Genomic DNA, 16,563 nt, shown 5'->3' with positions numbered 1-16,563 from the left:
GATGGCGGGCGCACGCAGATCCGGACGACGCGGCGGCCAGTCGCTGTCCTTTAGCAACCGCGAACTGCGGGATCTCGCAGTCGCGTGGACCGTGCTCTCGGCCGCGTTCGCCGTCTTCCTGACCGGGCCGTCGGCGATCGGCGCCGCCGGGTTCGTCGACGTTGTCGTCCTCTGTATCGTGACGGTCGGCGTCGGCTTCATGCTCCACGAGCTCGCCCACAAGGTCGTCGCGGTCCGGTTCGGCCAGCTCGCCGAGTTCCGGGCCGACTACAGCATGCTATTCCTGGCGCTGATGGGCGCGTTCATCGGGTTCATCTTCGCCGCGCCGGGCGCCGTCTACCACCGCGGCCGGATCACGCCCCGCGAGAACGGGCTGATCGCCGTCGCCGGGCCGGTGACGAACCTGCTACTGGCGGCGATCTTCCTTCCTCTCGCGTTCGCGCCGATCGAGTTCCTCGCGAGCGTCGGCGCGTTCGGCGTGTTCATCAACGTCTTTCTCGCCGCGTTCAACATGATCCCGTTCGGCCCGCTCGACGGGAAAACGGTGATCGCGTGGAGCAAGCTGGTCTTTGTTGCGGTGTTCGGCGTGTCCGCCGTCGCGGCGTACTTAGCGTTCACGCGACTCGGCTGGCTGCCGGTGTAAAAGAGACGCGGCGGCGTCCTGCCGTTTTTTCGACTGACGGCTCAGTAGTTCTTGAACAGCAGCGCGCGCACGTCGTCTTTCGTGTTGGCCGTCTCGGTCGAGCCGTCCGGGAGATCGACCTCGTAGCGCGCGTCGCCCGACCCCTCGCGCCACTTCTCCTCGTGGGTGTCGAGCAGTTGCATCATCGTGTTCAGGCGATCGCCGCCGCCGCCCGGCGTCGGCGCCGCGGCCGGTTCGGCGTCTTCGTCTTCGGTATCGTCGGCGTCCGCATCCTCGTCTTCGGCATCCTCGGCGTCTTCGGCGTCCTCGTCGGTGTCTTCGGCGTCGGATTCTGCATCGGACTCCTCGTCGACTGGCGCGCCGGCTTCGTCACCGGTTTCGGGGTCGGCGTCCTCCGCGTTCTCTTCGTCCGATTCGTCGGCGGTGTCGGTGCCCTCGGTTGCGTCCCCGGGATCGTCCGCAGATCCGTCGTCGGCCGAGCCCTCGTCGACGCTGTCACCGATTTCTTGGGTAGCCGGTGCGCCCGAATCGGCGGCGTCGAGATCGGCCGCCGCTCCCTCTCTGCTGTCGATCAGGAACTGGAGCGCGTCTGTTAGGCGCACGTGTCCGTAGACGACGTCTTCCTCTAGCTCCCCGCGCAGATCCTCGAGATACTCGCGTTGGTCGTCCGTGATTTCTATCTCCGGCATGCACGTCTCTCCGGATCGGACCTATAAATAATCTAGCGGGAGTTCGACGGTTCTGCGACCGCGGCGCGTTACTCGTGGGACGAACGGCCCGTTCGGATCAGATGTGACCGTTCTCCTCGAGTTCTTCGAGGACGTCGTCGACGAACCCGTCGGCCGAGTCGTAGGGGAAGTCCCCGCCGGAGAGCTTGGTGTTCAGCTCCATGGCGGTCATCGAGAAGTCGCCCGACTCGAACTTGGTGCCCGGACCGTTCGGCAGCGCGGGGACCAGGTCCATCGGACTGGAGATCGGGTAGTCAGCGCCCTCGAAGGCGTCGATCATCTGCTCTCGGAGTTCGGCTTTGTCTGCCATGTGAAAACAGTCGTACCGCGATAAATATTAAACTTTGGTGTAGTTGGGCGGTCGGCGGGTCGCGCCCGCGCGAGGCGGGCCTTTATGCTACCGCCGGGACAAGCGGGCGCCATGAAACGTCAGCAGGCGTTCCTGCTCGGCTGTATCGCGGTGGCGGCGGTCGTCTCGCTGGCGGTCGTCCTCCCCTTTATCGAGTACGTGCTCGGTGCGGTCGTGCTCGCGTATCTGTTGATGCCGCTGCACGGGCGGCTGTCGGACCGCGTCGGCGGCCGGCTCTCAGCGGTGCTGTTGATCCTGTCGTCGGTCGTCGCCGTGGTCGTCCCGCTGCTGTTCGTCGCGCTGCGGCTGTACCGCGACATGCGGGCGCTGGCGAGGGGCAACATCGATCTCCAGATCGCCGCCGTCGAGGCCACGCTCGCGGAGGAGTTCGGCATCGAGGTGAAGGTCGAACCGCTGCTCCAGACGGCGGGGCAGGATGCGCTTGACCTGCTGAGCGGAAGCGTGGGAGACGTGTTCGCCACCGCGATGCACACCGGGATGGGCTTCGGACTGCTCTTTTTCCTCGTCTACTACACGCTCCGCGACGGTCCCGCGCTCGTCGAGTGGACCAAGGAACACTCGCCGCTCTCGCGGGAAATCTCCGACGAGCTGTACGGGCAGATCGAGCAGACGACCTGGGGCGTCGTGATCGGGCACCTCGTCGTCGCGGTGATTCAGGGGCTCATCGGCGGTCTCGGGCTGTGGCTGGCGGGCATCCCGAAAGTGGTCTTCTGGACGTTCGTGATGATCATCCTCGGCCTCCTGCCGCTGATCGGCGCCTTCGCCGTCTGGGGCGCGGCGTCCGCCTATCTCGTCGCGATCGGCGACACCGCGAACGGCCTGCTGCTGGCGGCCTACGGCCTGCTGGTGGTCAGCTCGGTCGACAACTTCGTCCGGCCGATCGTGATCGATCGCCGCGCGAATCTCAATCCCGGGCTGATCCTGCTGGGCGTGTTCGGCGGCGTCTACGTGCTCGGGTTCGTCGGGCTGTTCGTCGGCCCGGTCGTACTGGGCGTCCTCACCGCCACCGTCAAGACGTACGTCGAAGGGTACGAGAAAGTGATCGAGCCAGTTCCGGACGACGACGCCGCGGACGACGAGTCGGTGTCGCCGGACGCCGCCCCCCGGTCGAGCGAGAGCACGGACGGAACCGGCGGGATGCCGGAGACGGACGGACTAACCGACGGCGTCGACTCCGTCGAGTGATGGGCCGTCGCCGCTGACCGGACTCCCGGCGCTCAGGCGTCCGGTGCGAGATCCTCGGCCCACTCCAGCGCGTCCGCGATGTCGTGGACCGGCGGCGAGCAGGTAAAGGAGCGACAGGCGTACAGCGTCGGCCGGTCGTCGACGTGCTCGCGCTCGGCCCAGATCGGCGGCGCTTCGTCGAGATCGAGCCGTTCGAGCCACTCCTCCAGTTCGTCGTCTGTCGCGGGCCGGGGCGCAATCAGTCGATCGGGGAGGTACGTCTCGGCGAGTCGCTCGCGCCACTCTTCGGGGAATCGTTCGCCGGCGGCGGTCAGTTCGAGCGAACCAGTGTCGAGCCGGTCGGCACAGAGCAGGAGCGACGTGTACTCCATCGGACTGGAGGTCGCGCGCTGGCCGTGGGTTTCGACGACCGTCTCGGCGATCTCGCCGAACCGGTCGTGGCCGACGAACTGATCGAGCGAGAGCAACACGTCGACGGCGACGCCGAGACTCGACGGCGTCGACTGGTCGCGCAGCTCCTGCGGGCGGGTCACGAGCGACTCGCCGCTCGCGGGCGTGTAGTAGATCGTCCCCTCGTCGGCGTCCCAGAACTCCCGCTCGATCGCGCGCGCAAGCTTCAGGGCGAACGCGAGGTGATCGACGTCGCCGGAGGTCTGGAACAGGTCGAACGCGCCCCGTGCGAGGAAGGCGTAGTCCTCCAGGTAGCCGTCGATCTTGACGTCGCCGTCCTTGAACCGGCGCGATAGCCGCTGGGATTCGGCGTCCCACAGTTTTCCGCGGACGAACGCCAGCGCGTCGTCGGCCAGCGACGACCAGCGATCGTCGAGCACGAACCCGCCCTCCGCGAGCGCCGAAATGAGAAGACCGTTCCAGCCGGCGAGCACCTTCTCGTCGCGGCGCGGCCGGACGCGCTCTTCCCGGGCGTCGTAGAGCTGTTCGCGGGCGCGTTCCAGCCGGTCGCGGACCTCGCCCTCGTCGAGGTCGTGCTCGTCGGCCAGCGTCTCGACGCTCTCCGAGAGAGTCAGCACCGTCCGGCCGCCCTCGAAGTTGCCCGAGTCGGTGACGCCGAAGCGATCGATCGCGAGGTCGGCGAGTTCGTCGTCGACGGCGTCGCGCACCTCTGCGGGCGTCCAGACGTAGAACTTCCCTTCCTCGCCCTCGCTCTGGGCGTCGAGCGTGCTGTAGAACCCGCCCCGATCACGCCCGCCGACGCCGTCGGGGTGGGTCAGTTCGCGCTCGACGAACTCGAACGTGTCCTCGGCGACGCGGGCGTAGCGCTCCTCGCCCGTGGCCTGATACCCCGCGAGGTACGCTCGCGGGAGTTCGGCGTTGTCGTACAGCATCTTCTCGAAGTGCGGCACGATCCACTCGCGGTCGGTCGCGTACCGGTGGAAGCCGCCGCCGACGTGGTCGTACATCCCCCGATCGGCCATCGCGTCGAGCGTCTCGCGGGCGACCTCGCGGTACGCGTCCTCGCCGGTCCGGTCGTACGCTCGCAGGAGAAGGTGGATTCGCGAGGGATGGGGGAACTTCGGGCCGTCCGAGCCGAACCCGCCGTGGTCGCGGTCGGCCGCCCTGACCGCGGTGCTGGCCGCGTCGGTCAGGGCGCTCTCGTCGGGGCGTTCGCCGGGCTGGTCTGGCGTCTCCTCGAGTTGGCCCTTCGCGGCCTGGGTCCACTGCTCGGCGCGGTTCTCCATCTCCTCGCGGTCCTCGCCCCAGGAGTTCGCGATGTTGTCGAGCAGGTTGGTGAAGCCGGGCGCGCCGCGCTTGGGCTCCTTGGGGAAGTAGGTCCCGACGTAGAACGGCTTCCCCTCGGGCGTCAGCCACGCCGAGAGCGGCCAGCCGCCGCGGCCGCTGACCAGCTGGCAAACCGTCTGGTACACCGAGTCCAGATCGGGGCGCTCCTCGCGGTCGACCTTGATCGGGACGAAGTTCTCGTTGAGCTGCTCGGCGACGGCTTCGTCCTCGAAGCTCTCCTCCTCCATGACGTGACACCAGTGACACGCCGAGTAGCCGACCGACAGGAAGATCGGGACGTCGCGCTCGCGGGCGGCTTCGAGCGCCTGCTCGTCCCAGGGCTGCCAGTTGACCGGGTTGTCGGCGTGCTGCCGGAGGTACGGGCTCTCCTCCTCGTCGAGCCGATTGCGATCGGTGGGGGCGTCGCTCATGGCTCCACGTACGGCGTTTGACGGTAAAAGGCCGTCCTCATCGGACGCGACGGCGTCAGCGAGACGCCGCTTTCGCCGCGGCGCCGGGTCCCGCACAGCGGCGCCTCCGCCGCGGCGTCACGACGCCGATGCGAAGCGACCCACCGCTCAGTCGACGAACGCCGACTCGGCGTCGGCGTCGCGCGCGTACTCGACGAACGCGAACCCGTCGCGCTCGTCGCGTTCGAGTTCGACCCACAGCCCGCGGTCCCAGTCCGGGAAGTACGTGTCACCGTCGTACCGTTCGTGGACCTCGGTCAGCATCAGTCGGTCGGCGTCGGGCAGGAACTGCTCGTACACCGTCGCGCCGCCGATCACGAAGGCGCGCTCGTCGGGACTCTCATCGGCATCCTCGTCGGCGGCGTCGTTCCGCCGGTCGAGCGCGTTCTCCGCCGCGGCGAGCGCGGCATCGGTGTCGTCGACGACGATCACGTCCTCGGGCGCGTCGACGCCGCTCCGACTGAGCACGACGTTCGTCCGGTCGGGCAGCGGCCCGCCGAGATCCTCGGCGATGCTCTCGTAGGTCACGCGGCCCATGATCACCGGGTGGCCCGTCGTCGCGCGCTTGAAGTGCGCCAGATCCTCGGGGATGTGCCAGGCCATCTCCCCCTCGACGCCGATGACGCCGTTCTCCGCGACCGCCGCGATGACGACCAGCTCCATCTACTCGGCCACCTTGAACGAGATGCCGGGGTGTGAGTCGTAGTCCCGCAGTTCGACGTCCTCGTACGCCAACTCGTCCAGCGGCTTGTCGGCGACGTGGATCTCGGGGCGATCGAGCGGCTCGCGGGCGAGCTGTTCGAGCAGGCCCGGAACGTGGTCGTACCCCTCGCCCTCGGGCGCCGTCGCTTCGAGCCATGACTTCACGTCGCGGTACTCCTCGTCGGACTCGACGGCGGCGAGGCGCTCCTTGAGCGCCGAGAGGTTCTCCTCGTACCACGCGCCCCGGTCGCCCTTCCCGCAGTAGATGTGGGAGTCGACGACGGTGTGGGCGAACTTGCCGACCTCGAAGCCGGTGCGCTGGGCGATCGCGGTCGCCAGCAGCGAGTACGCCGCGATGTTGAACGGAACCCCGAGCGCGACGTCGCCCGAGCGCTGCGTGAGGTGGACGTTCAGGCGGTCTCCCTGCACGTTGAACACGAACGAGTAGTGACACGGCGGCAGCGTCGAGACGGCCGCGTTCGCAGGGTGCCACGCGTTGACGACGATCCGGCGCGAGCGGGGGTTCTCCCGCAACTGGTCGAGCGCGTACTGGATCTGGTCGAACGTCCGCTCGTCCTCGTTGACCCAGCGGTGGTCCTCGTCGGGCCACGTCTCGCCGTCCAGACCCTCCTCGGGGTAGGGGAAGCGGCGCCAGAATCGTCCGTAGGCGGTGTCGAGGCGCCCCTCGTCGTCGGCCCACGCGTCCCAGATGCCGGTCTCCTCGCGGAGCGATCGGATGTGTTCCTCGCCGGAGAGATACCAGAGGAACTCGTGAATCAGCGAGTTCCACCGGTAGCCGTCCATCTGCTTGGTCGTCAGGAGGGGAAAGCCCTCCCGAAGGTCGACCTCGTAGTGACGGCTGAACGCCGAGACGGTGTCGACCCCCGTCCGGTTGGGCTTGTACGCGCCCTCCGTGAGGACGGAGTCGACGAGATCCAGGTACTCCTGCATTAGCGACTAGGTGCCGGTCGGGCCTCAAAGTAGGTGTCGGTCGGCGCGCGCGAAACGAGTTCCGCGATCGCGCCGCGCGGCTCGATCGCTTCGGACCTGTCACGGATCGAGCGGCTCGCAGGCAACAGTTGATGCCCTCTGCGAGCGTATACTCACCATGGTATCGACCACAACGACCACCGAATTCGACGAGACCATCGCAAGTGCCTGCCGGACCGCAGTCGGCGACTCCCTGCGGACGGTGATCTACTTCACGCCTGACAGCTTCGACGTGCTGTACGTTCGGGACGACCTCTACGACGGGGAAGAGGAGGCCGTCCGGCGCGTCAAGGAGTTGTTCGTCGAGAACGAGCGGATCGGGTTCGGCGACGCCGAGACCTACCGGAAGCTGACCCCCGAACCGAACGTCGAACCCGACGTCGGCGAGTACCAGTTCACGATGCGCATCTTCGAGTACGGTTTCCTCAGCCGCGTGATCGAGGGTGACCGGGGAGTGCTCACTACCACGGACGGCCTCCAGATCGACGCGTTCAAAGAACTCGCCGTCACGCTCCGGAAACTCCTCGCGGAGGCGTGATCCGCCCCGCGGCATCGGCCTTTGCCCGCTCAGGCTGTCGGCGGATGTTCGAGGTCGAACCGCTCTTTCAGCGCCACGGTGACGCCGTTGGTCCAGCCGAACCCGTCCTGCAGGGGGTACTCCCCGCCGCCGGCGCGAAGCGTCGTGTCGCAGACGTTGTACTTCTCGACTAACTTTCCGGTCCGATCGAACACGTCCTCGACCAGCCGAACCCAGCGCGTCGCGATCTCTCGTGCGAGGTCGTCGTGCCCGTACCGCTCCAGTCCGATCACGGCGAGCCAGTGGAGGGGCGCCCAACCGTTCGGCGCGTCCCACTGTTGGCCAGTCTCGGAGAGCGTCGTGACCAACCCGCCCTCGCGGAGGAACTTCGACTCGAGCGCGTCCGCGACCGCGTCGGCCTGCTCGTCGTCTGCGAGGCCGAAGAAAAGTGGCGAGATGGCCGCGAGCGTCCACGTTTCGGATCGCCGGTCCGCGGACACGTCGTAGTCGAAGTAGAAACCCGCGTCCGCGTCCCAGCAGTGCTCGTTGACGGCGTCGGCCCTGGAAGTGGCCGCCGCCGCGTAGCGGCCGGCCCTGTCGTCGTCGCCCGCGGCGTCGAACCACCGCGCGAGCGACGACTCGACGCCGTACAACGTCGCGTTGAGATCGACGGGGACCAGATCCGTAGTGCGAATCGTCGTCAAGTCGTCGCCGCGACACCACCGCCCGCTGAAGTCCCAGCCAGATTCGCAGGCGGCTCGTACGTCTCTAAAGAGGTCCGCGTCGTCGCGGTCGGTCGCCCGCTCGGCGAGCGCCACGTCTTCCCGGTAGGACTCGGGGCGCGGCGTCGCGGCGTCGTCCCAGTAGCGGTTGAGCGTCCCGTCGGCCAGGGTAACGACTCGCCGAGTCGACGACGAGGGAGCGCTCAGAGATTCCCGGCCGTCCATCCAGAACTCGTACTCGCGTTCGAGCACCCGGAGGTGCGGTTCGACGGCGTCGAACCCGCACTCGCGTTCGAGCACCCCCAGTAGCGAGGCGAACATCGGCGGCTGGGAGCGCGTTCGGTAGTACTCGCGGTTCGCGTTGGGGACGTGCCCGTACTCCTCGATCAGCCACGCGAAGTTCTCGACGAGGTCTTCGACTCTTTCGAGGTTCCCGCAGGCCGCGAGCCCCTCCGCGGTGAAATAGCTGTCCCAGTAGTACAGTTCGCGAAATCGCCCGCCGGGCGTGACGTACGGTTCCGGGACCCGGATCAGAGATCCGCGCTTGGCGGCGATCGAGGCCGGCTCTACGACGAGCAGCGGCCAGAGTCGACGGACGTGTTCCTCGACGGTGTCGGCATCCGTCGGAACCCCCGACGCTGCGGTCTGGGGCTGCCTGAAGTGGTCCTCGACGAAGGACTCTAGATCGAACCCGGAGTCGTCGCGTCGCACCTCGAACCGACGGCGGATCTCCTCCGGGTCCGTCAGAGGAACGCTGTCGACGAAGGTCTTCGAGTCATCGAACGTGCCGCCGCGCTGCACCGCCTCGAAGAGGGCGCCGTCGAGGTGAGCGGGTACATCCATCGTTCGGTATAGTTGCGGGGTGGTAGTTCATACTTTCGGCTAGTTACTAACACCTGTTGTAAACTAATCTGCCTCGGAAGTCGGATCCGGGTCGTCCGATCACCAGCACGATCTTGTACACTCCGAACCGGTGAAACAGCAACCTTTACACTACCGTGCGTACCCGTTCCGGGTATGACAGAGACCGTACTGCTGGTCGGCGGCGGCGGCCGGGAGCACGCGATCGCGCGCGCACTGTCCGAGTCCGACGCAGCCCTGTACGCTTGCGCCGGCAACCGGAACCCCGGCATCGCCGAGATCGCCGCGGGCGTCGAGACGCTCGACACGACCGATCCCGAAGCGGTCGTCGAGTACGCCGAATCGGTCGACGCGACGCTCGCCGTGGTCGGTCCCGAGGCGCCGCTGGCCGCGGGCGTGGCCGACGCGCTCGACGACGCCGGCGTCTACGCCTTCGGCCCGCAGGAAGCCGAAGCCCGGATCGAGACGGACAAGTCGTTCCAGCGCGAATTCATGGCCGAGAACGACGTCTCGGGCTGTCCGGACTTCGAGGTCTTCGAGGACGGCGAGGCCGCCTGCGAGTATATCGACGAGTACGACGGCGACCTCGTGATCAAACCCGCCGGCCTCACCGGCGGGAAGGGCGTGAAAGTCATCGGCGATCAGGTCACCGCCGAGGAAGGGAAAGAGTACATCCGCGAGTCCGAGTACGATCGGATCGTCCTCGAGGAGCGGCTAGTCGGCGAGGAGTTCACGGTTCAGGGCTTCGTCGCCAACGGTTCCCTGCGGATCACGCCGGCCGTGCAGGACCACAAGCGCGCCTACGAGGGTGACGAAGGGCCCAACACCGGCGGGATGGGCAGTTACAGCGACGCCTCGTTCCAGTTGCCGTTCATGCACGAGGGCGACTCCGCCGAGGCGCTGGCGATCATGCGCGAGGTCGTCGACGCGCTCGATGGCTACAAGGGCGTCCTCTACGGCCAGTTCATGCTCACCGCGGACGGCATCAAGGTCGTCGAGTTCAACGCGCGCTTCGGCGACCCCGAGGCGATGAACACGCTGCCGGTGCTGGAGACGGACTTCCTCGACGTGCTGGTCGCGGCCCGCGAGGGCGAGGCGCTGCCCGAACTCGACTTCGCCGAGCACGCGACCGTCTGCAAGTACGCCGTCCCCGACGGCTATCCAACCGATCCCGACGCCGGAGCGAAGGTCACGATCAGCGACGAGAACGCCGGCGACGCGATCCTCTACTACGCCAGCGTGGACGCCCGCGAGGACGGTATCTACACCACGACCTCCCGATCCTACGCCGTCGTGGGCGTCGCCGATTCGATCACCGAAGCCGAGGAGATCGCCGAGGACGCGCTCGAACGCGCCGGCACCGACGGGCTACGCGTCCGCCACGACATCGGCAAACCCGATCTGGTTCAACAGCGGATCGACCACATCGAGCAACTCCGCGAGTAGGTGCCGTATACTCGCCATTTAGTTGCGTTAATTTAGTTTTACTTTCTAGTTACTTGTAGCATAACTAAACATCATCTCCGCGGAATGATGGTGTAGATGAGCAAACCGACAACGTCGGACAGCGGGTCGAAGCCGACCGCCTCGTCCGAGCAGGCGATGCAGGGGCGCGCCGGGCGCACGGAACCGGGGTCGGTCCAGGGCGACGCGACGACGAGCGACGGGTACGTGGTTCGCCCGTATCGGCCGGGCGACCGGGCACAGTTCCTCGAACTGTACGACGACGTGTTCGACGCCTCCCGAAGCGAGGAGTGGTTCTCGTGGCGGTACGGCGGCCCGTACGCCGACCGACCGCGGATGTTCGTCGCCGAGCGAAACGGCGAACTCGTGGGCGCCGAGCCGTTCATTTCGTTTTCGATGCGAGCCGGTGACGGGGCTGAGCTGGCGATCCAGCCGGCCGACGCGATGGTCCACCCGGACCACCGTCGGAACGGGCTCCTCACCCGGATGACCGAGCAGGCGCTCGACTACTTCGAGGATCGAGAGCCGTCGTTCGTGTTCAACTTCCCCAACGAGGAAGCGAAGAGCGCCTACCTCAAGCTCGGCTGGGTCGAGGTCGGAACCGTCGCCACGGCGTACCGCATCCACAACCCCTCGGCGTTCTTCGAGGCGTTCGGCGACCGCGTCGACGGCGTCGCGGGGCCCGCCGCCGATTCCGTCGTGGGCTCGGCCGCCGACGCCGGCGCGAGCGCGTTCAACCGCCTCCGGGAGGTCGTCGCGGCGACCGGCGACGGCGACGCCGCGTCGGCAATCGACGTTCGGCGTCGCGACGGCGTCCCGGCGGATCGGTTGGCGTCGCTGTACGAATCGGCGGTCCCGGGTCGCATCCACACGCCTCGTACCGAGGCGTTTCTCGACTGGCGCTACGCGAACCCGAACTGGTCGGTTCGCACGTACACCGCCGGGCGCGACGGCGACCTCGACGCGGCGATCGTCACGGCCGTAGAGCGGAGCGGAGATATGACGTGTCTCAAACTGCTCGACGCGTTCCCGCTGGTCGGGCAGAACGAACGGTCGGACGCGTTCGACGCGCTCGTCGCAGCTGCGGTGAGCGATCACGCCGACGCCGACGTCGTGGCCACCGCCGAGGATACGCTTCCGTCGCCGGTGCTCGACGCCCACGGGTTCTTCCGGGACGACCACCCACCGCTGTCGCTGTTCGGCTCGCTGACCGCGGTCGTCGCGCGGCCGCTGTCGCTCCGCGAGCCGGCGTCGTGGACCGTCGGCGACCGCACCCTCCCGGAGCGGCGAGACTGGCGGCTGCCGTTCGCCGAACAGGACTGCTCGTAGCGCCCCGGGAACGCCGAATTCACCTCGCCGCCGGACGCCGACCAGTTTAAATATCGAGTGCCCGAACTGATTGATAGTGAGCGACGACCCGCGCCACGAACGGCTCGCCCGCCACGGGACGGCCGGCCCGCTGAACTCGCTGCGCCACTGGCCCGAGGCTCGCCACCCGCTGCGGGTGATGCTCAACTACGTAGTGATCGTGATCTGCCGGATCTCCCCGAGCCTGCGGCTCAAGAGCTGGTTGCTGCGTCGCATCGGCGTCACGGTCGGCGAGGGCGTCTCGTGGGGGCTCGAATCGACGCCGGACGTGTTCTGGCCCGATCGGATCACCGTCGAGGATCACGCGATCATCGGCTACGACGCCACGCTCCTGTGCCACGAGTTCCTGCAGGACGAGTACCGGCTGGGCGACGTCGTCGTCGGCGAGCGCGCGATGATCGGCGCCGGCGCGATCGTGCTTCCCGGCGTCGAGATCGGCGCCGGAGCGCAGGTCGCGGCCAACTCGCTGGTCGTCGAGGACGTCCCGCCCGGCGAGACGGTTGCGGGCGTACCGGCTCGGCCGCTCTCGGAATCTCGCGATTCGACGTCCGACGACGGCAACGCGCCGCCGGAGGACTAGATTCGAGGCGCGCTGCAACGCTTTTCGAGGCGCGCTGCAACGCCCGTGAGTCCGGGACGCCCACCCGTCGTTTCCGCTGTTCTGCAGCGGCCGAAGGGCCCGAGTGCTGGGAGACGCACCCGTCGTTTCCGCTGTTCTACAGCAGTTGAGAGATCGCCGAGAGTGCGGAGCGTTCGGCTGTCGCCGAGGTCACGGAGCGTTTTGGTTCGGCTGTCGCCGAGAGTACAGAGCGTTTTGGTTCGGCTGTCACCGAGGGCACGGAGCATTCTGGATTCGGATGTCGCCGAGAGGTCCCCGCGGAACCCGCTCGTCGCGGCCCGGGGAACAGCGGAAACGACGGGTAGCCAACAATATATACTTGACGGAACATCGGAAACAGCGGAACGGAGGTTTTATAATAGATTCGCCCTTCCGATCGCACGTGTCGCGGAAGTCGCCTTTCAACACGACTCAGAACATATTCACTGACCGCGACGTCTTCGACGTCGAAGGGTTCCAGCCCGAGGAACTCATCGAACGGGACGAGCAGATCAACGAGTACGCCTCGGCGCTCGAACCCGTCCTCAACGGCTGGCGGCCCAACAACATCTTCATTTACGGCAAGACGGGGACAGGAAAGACCGCCACCACGAGGTACATGCTCGACTGGCTTCGACGGGACGTCCGGAGCCACAACGAGGATCGCGACGGCGACGAGATCGACCTCTCGATCGTCTATCTCAACTGCGAGGCGCTGACGTCGTCGTATCAAGTCGCCGTCGAACTCCTGAACGAGCTGCGCGACGATCACAATCAGGTTGCCACGCGCGGACACGCCCCCAGCGACATCTACAACTGGCTGTTCGAGGAACTGGACGAGATCGGCGGCGTCGTCCTGACGGTGCTCGACGAGGTCGACAACGTCGGCGACGACGACACGATCCTCTACAAGCTCTCCCGTCCCGAGATCGAGAACGCGACTCTCGGCGTCGTCGGGATCAGCAACGACTTCTCGTTTCGGGACGACCTCTCCGCGAAGGTCAAAGATTCGCTGTGCGAGAAGGAGATCCTCTTTCCCGCTTACGAGTCCGAGGAACTGCGGGAGATCCTGTTCCAGCGCGCCGAAAAGGGCCTCCACGCCGACGCGTACGACACGGCGCCGGTGGCGCTGTCGGCCGCGTACGCCGCACAGGACAAGGGAAGCGCCCGACAGGCTATCGACATCCTGCGCGAGGCCGGCGACATCGCCCGCCGCGAGGACGCCGACGAGATCACCGAAGAGCACGTCGAGGAGGCGAAAGGCGTCGTCGAGCGCGGGCGCGTCTCGGAGATGATCCAGGGGCTGTCGCCACACGGCCAGTACGCCCTCCACGCGCTGGCGATCGCCGAGCGCCGGGACGAGACCCCGATCCGTACGAAGGATCTCTACGAGTTCTACGGCTCGATCTGCAACCAGCACGCGACCGATCCGCTCTCTGCCCGCGCGCTGCGGGACCACATGTCCGAGATCGACCTGATCGGGCTGGCGACGGTCGACAAGAAAAACGCCGGACGCGCCGGCGGGAAGTACAAGCAGTACGAACTCGACGTCAAAGTCGACCGCGTCGTCGAGGCATTCGCGGAAACCGACGCCGTCGAGGTCGACGAGAACTCCTACCAGTCGACGCTGTGAGAATCGCCCGGATCGTTGACGGAGACCAACGGAACGTTGACCGAGAACAGCGGAAATGACGGGTGGGTGTCCCCCCGCTGTCCGAGGGGCGAAAACTGCGCGGTCGTCGCCTTACAGCAGGTCCTCGACGGCTTCCGCGACTTCCTCGGGCGTGTCGCCGACCTCAACGCCGGCGTCGTTGAGCGCGCTGATCTTCGATTCGGCGGTGCCGGTCCCGCTGCCGGAGACGATGGCGCCCGCGTGGCCCATGCGCTTGCCCGGCGGCGCCGTGCGGCCGGCGATGAAGCCGACGACCGGCGTGTCCATGTTCTCGGCGATGTAGCGGGCGGCCTTCTCCTCGTCCTCGCCGCCGATCTCGCCGCACATCGCGATCGCGTGGGTGTCCGGATCGTTCTCGAACTCCTCTAAGGCGTCGACGAACGTCGTCCCGATGATCGGGTCGCCGCCGATGCCGATCGCGGTCGACTGGCCCAGCCCGCGGTCGGTGAGGTTGTCGACGACCTGGTAGGTCAGCGTGCCCGATCGCGAGACCAGACCGACGTTACCCGACGAGAAGATGTTGCCGGGCAGGATGCCGAGTTTGGCCTCGCCGGGTGTGATGATCCCGGGGCAGTTCGGACCGATGAGCTTGGTGTCGACCTCCGAGAGGCGCTTGTTGACCCGGGCCATGTCCTGGGTCGGGACGCCCTCGGTGATCGCGACCGCGAGATCGAGCGGCGAGTCCAGCGACTCCATGATGGCGTCGCCCGCGAACGCCGGCGGGACGAAGATCACGGAGGCGTCGGCGTCGGTCTGACGCGCGGCCTCGTCGACGGTGTCGAACACCGGGACGCCGGCGACTTCCTGGCCGCCGCGGCCGGGCACCGCGCCGCCGACGACGTTGGTGCCGTACTCGATCATCTGTTCGGCGTGGAACTTGCCTTCCCCGCCGGTGATACCCTGCACGATGACTCTGGTGTCGTCGTCTACGAGAACACTCATGCTTCCACCTCGTCAGCGTACTCGACGGCACGCTGTACCGCGTCTTCCAGCGTCTGTTCGACCGTCACGAGGTCCTCGTTGAGGATCTCCATGCCCTCCTCCCAGTTGGTGCCCGCGAGGCGCACCGTCACGGGCTTGGGGATCTCGTCGAACTGCTCTAAGGCCTCGTTGATCCCCTTGGCGACCTCGTCGCCGCGGGTGATCCCGCCGAAGATGTTGAACACGACCGAGTCGACGTTGTCGTCGGAGAACACCATATCGAGCGCGTTGGCGATCCGTTCTGCCTTCGCGCCGCCCCCGACGTCGAGGAAGTTGGCGGGCTCGCCGCCGTAGTGGTCCACGAGGTCCAGCGTCGTCATCACGAGGCCGGCGCCGTTGCCGATGATGCCGACGTTGCCCGAGAGGCGGACGTAGTCGAAGCCGTACTCATCGGCCTTCTGTTCGAGCTCGTCGCCGCCCGCGGAGTCCTCTTCCATCTCGGCGAGTTCGGGCTGGCGGAACAGCGCGTCCTCGTCGATGTTCATCACGGCGTCGGCCGCGACGACCTCACCGTCGCTGGTGACCATCAGCGGGTTGATCTCGGCCTCGCTGGCGTCGCGGTCGTCCCAGAGCTGATAGAGCGTCTGCAGGATCGAGGCGGCGTCGATGGCGACCTCGCGGTCGACGCCGGCCTCGAAGACGGCGCGTCGAGCCTCGTAGGGCTGCATGCCGAACGCGGGGTCGACGTGCTCGCGGACGATCGCGTCGGGATCCTCCTCGGCGACCTCCTCGATGTCGACGCCGCCCTTCGTCGAGACCATCGCGACGGGCTCGCCCTCGCCGCGGTCCATCGTTACGCCGACGTACAGCTCGTTGACGAAGTCGACCGCTTCCTCGACGAGCACGCGGTCGACGTGGATCCCCTTGAGGTCCATCCCGAGGATCGACTCGGCGGCGTCGCGGGCCTCGCCCTCGCTCTCGACGAGCTCGATTCCGCCGGCCTTGCCGCGTCCCCCGACCTGCACCTGCGCCTTGATGGCGACAGGGTAGCCGATCTCCTCGGCGGCAGCAACGACTTCGTCGACGCTCTCGGCCAACTGGGACGCTGGCGTCGGAATTCCGGCGTCGGCGAAGACCTGCTTCGCCTGGTATTCGTGGAGTTTCATGCAGTTATACGAGCCGTTCCGCCACGCTTAAAGCCCAGCGATTTCGGCTCTTGCTACCGGCTGCCGTGGGTCGCCGACTCTCGGTCCCGATTTCCGCTCGCCTGTCGCTCGCTACCCGCCTTTCGCGCGCCGTCCATCCGCGACTTTCCGCCTACCCGTCGCCTCCTGTTTTTACACCGCGGCGTCGTAGATGCCCCCATGGTCGGCCTCCCGGACGCCGTCGACGCCGCCGTCCGACGCCGACGGGCAATCGCGGTGGACCTGCTCGTGGTGCTGGGGCTCGTCGGGGGACTGTGGTGGCTGTTCGACGCGCGGAACTTCGACAACTGGCTCTACTACGTCGTGCTGTTCGGCGCCGTCGTGGTGTACGCGACGCTCGTCCCGTTCGGCGCGCTCGGCGCAGACGACGCGACGGGGTCGGACGACGAGTGAGCGGCCGGGATGCCCAA

The 16,563-nt window shown here is 67.1% G+C and carries 16 protein-coding genes; 8 read left to right on the top strand and 8 right to left on the bottom strand.

The genetic code is table 11. The annotated features are described in order from the left end of the window. The first annotated feature begins 1 nt into the window (after position 1). Positions 2-643, top strand: coding sequence for a zinc metalloprotease (locus NO931_RS08410; RefSeq protein WP_256391212.1), 642 nt, complete (start codon positions 2-4; stop codon positions 641-643). A 41-nt stretch (positions 644-684) separates the two neighbouring features. Here the strand turns inward: NO931_RS08410 and NO931_RS08405 are convergent, their stop codons facing one another. Both NO931_RS08405 and NO931_RS08400 read right to left on the bottom strand, forming a co-directional pair. Next, positions 685-1,332, bottom strand: coding sequence for a hypothetical protein (locus NO931_RS08405; RefSeq protein WP_256391211.1), 648 nt, complete (start codon positions 1,330-1,332; stop codon positions 685-687). Positions 1,333-1,429: 97 nt separating this feature from the next. Continuing rightward, positions 1,430-1,681, bottom strand: coding sequence for an MTH865 family protein (locus NO931_RS08400; RefSeq protein ID WP_256391210.1), 252 nt, complete (start codon positions 1,679-1,681; stop codon positions 1,430-1,432). A 111-nt stretch (positions 1,682-1,792) separates the two neighbouring features. Between NO931_RS08400 and NO931_RS08395 the strand changes: the two genes are divergently transcribed. Beyond that, positions 1,793-2,926, top strand: a complete 1,134-nt coding sequence (locus NO931_RS08395; RefSeq protein WP_256391209.1) for an AI-2E family transporter — start codon at positions 1,793-1,795, stop codon at positions 2,924-2,926. Positions 2,927-2,958: 32 nt separating this feature from the next. Here NO931_RS08395 and NO931_RS08390 read toward each other — a convergent pair whose 3' ends face one another. The 3 genes from NO931_RS08390 to thyA all read right to left on the bottom strand — a co-directional run bounded on the left by NO931_RS08390 (position 2,959) and on the right by thyA (position 6,786). Next, on the bottom strand, positions 2,959-5,094 hold the full coding sequence (locus tag NO931_RS08390; protein WP_256391208.1) for a thioredoxin domain-containing protein: 2,136 nt from the start codon (positions 5,092-5,094) through the stop codon (positions 2,959-2,961). A gap of 147 nt (positions 5,095-5,241) precedes the next feature. Further along, a complete protein-coding gene (locus tag NO931_RS08385; RefSeq protein ID WP_256391207.1) occupies positions 5,242-5,796 on the bottom strand; it encodes a dihydrofolate reductase in 555 nt (184 codons plus the stop codon). After that, complete coding sequence (gene thyA, locus NO931_RS08380; protein WP_256391206.1) at positions 5,797-6,786, bottom strand: thymidylate synthase; 990 nt, start codon at positions 6,784-6,786, stop codon at positions 5,797-5,799. Between the two features lie 157 nt (positions 6,787-6,943). Between thyA and NO931_RS08375 the strand changes: the two genes are divergently transcribed. Then, entirely contained in the window at positions 6,944-7,363 is a 420-nt protein-coding gene (locus tag NO931_RS08375; protein WP_256391205.1) for a DUF7522 family protein, read from the top strand. 29 nt (positions 7,364-7,392) lie between these two features. Here the strand turns inward: NO931_RS08375 and treF are convergent, their stop codons facing one another. Beyond that, entirely contained in the window at positions 7,393-8,907 is a 1,515-nt protein-coding gene (gene treF / locus NO931_RS08370) for an alpha,alpha-trehalase TreF (protein ID WP_256391204.1), read from the bottom strand. Between the two features lie 174 nt (positions 8,908-9,081). Here treF and purD point away from each other — a divergent pair, with 174 nt between their 5' ends. The 4 genes from purD (at position 9,082) to NO931_RS08350 (ending at position 13,988) form a co-directional block, all read left to right on the top strand. Next, entirely contained in the window at positions 9,082-10,371 is a 1,290-nt protein-coding gene (gene purD, locus NO931_RS08365) for a phosphoribosylamine--glycine ligase (RefSeq protein ID WP_256391203.1), read from the top strand. A gap of 96 nt (positions 10,372-10,467) precedes the next feature. Then, entirely contained in the window at positions 10,468-11,718 is a 1,251-nt protein-coding gene (locus NO931_RS08360) for a GNAT family N-acetyltransferase (protein ID WP_256391202.1), read from the top strand. A gap of 70 nt (positions 11,719-11,788) precedes the next feature. Then, positions 11,789-12,337 carry an acyltransferase gene (locus tag NO931_RS08355; protein WP_375142021.1) on the top strand — a complete coding sequence of 183 codons (549 nt, stop codon included), beginning with the start codon at positions 11,789-11,791 and terminating at the stop codon, positions 12,335-12,337. 421 nt (positions 12,338-12,758) lie between these two features. Then, positions 12,759-13,988, top strand: coding sequence for an orc1/cdc6 family replication initiation protein (locus NO931_RS08350; RefSeq protein ID WP_256391200.1), 1,230 nt, complete (start codon positions 12,759-12,761; stop codon positions 13,986-13,988). A gap of 111 nt (positions 13,989-14,099) precedes the next feature. Here NO931_RS08350 and sucD read toward each other — a convergent pair whose 3' ends face one another. Next, positions 14,100-14,969: a succinate--CoA ligase subunit alpha gene (gene sucD / locus NO931_RS08345; RefSeq protein WP_256391199.1), complete on the bottom strand. Its 870-nt coding sequence runs from the start codon at positions 14,967-14,969 to the stop codon at positions 14,100-14,102. Further along, the gene (gene sucC / locus NO931_RS08340; protein WP_256391198.1) at positions 14,966-16,114 is read right to left on the bottom strand and encodes an ADP-forming succinate--CoA ligase subunit beta; all 1,149 of its coding nucleotides are present in this window, start codon (positions 16,112-16,114) and stop codon (positions 14,966-14,968) included. The genes sucD and sucC overlap by 4 nt, the downstream gene beginning before the upstream one ends. A gap of 198 nt (positions 16,115-16,312) precedes the next feature. Between sucC and NO931_RS08335 the strand changes: the two genes are divergently transcribed. Beyond that, positions 16,313-16,546 (top strand): DUF8119 family protein, encoded by a 234-nt coding sequence (locus NO931_RS08335; protein WP_256391197.1) that lies wholly within the window; start codon positions 16,313-16,315, stop codon positions 16,544-16,546. Positions 16,547-16,563 lie beyond the last annotated feature (17 nt).

The sequence above is a fragment of the Natronoarchaeum rubrum genome (genome assembly GCF_024494695.1).
The sequence above is the reverse complement of the archived record's forward strand: the minus strand, read 5'-3'. Positions and strand labels throughout refer to the sequence as shown.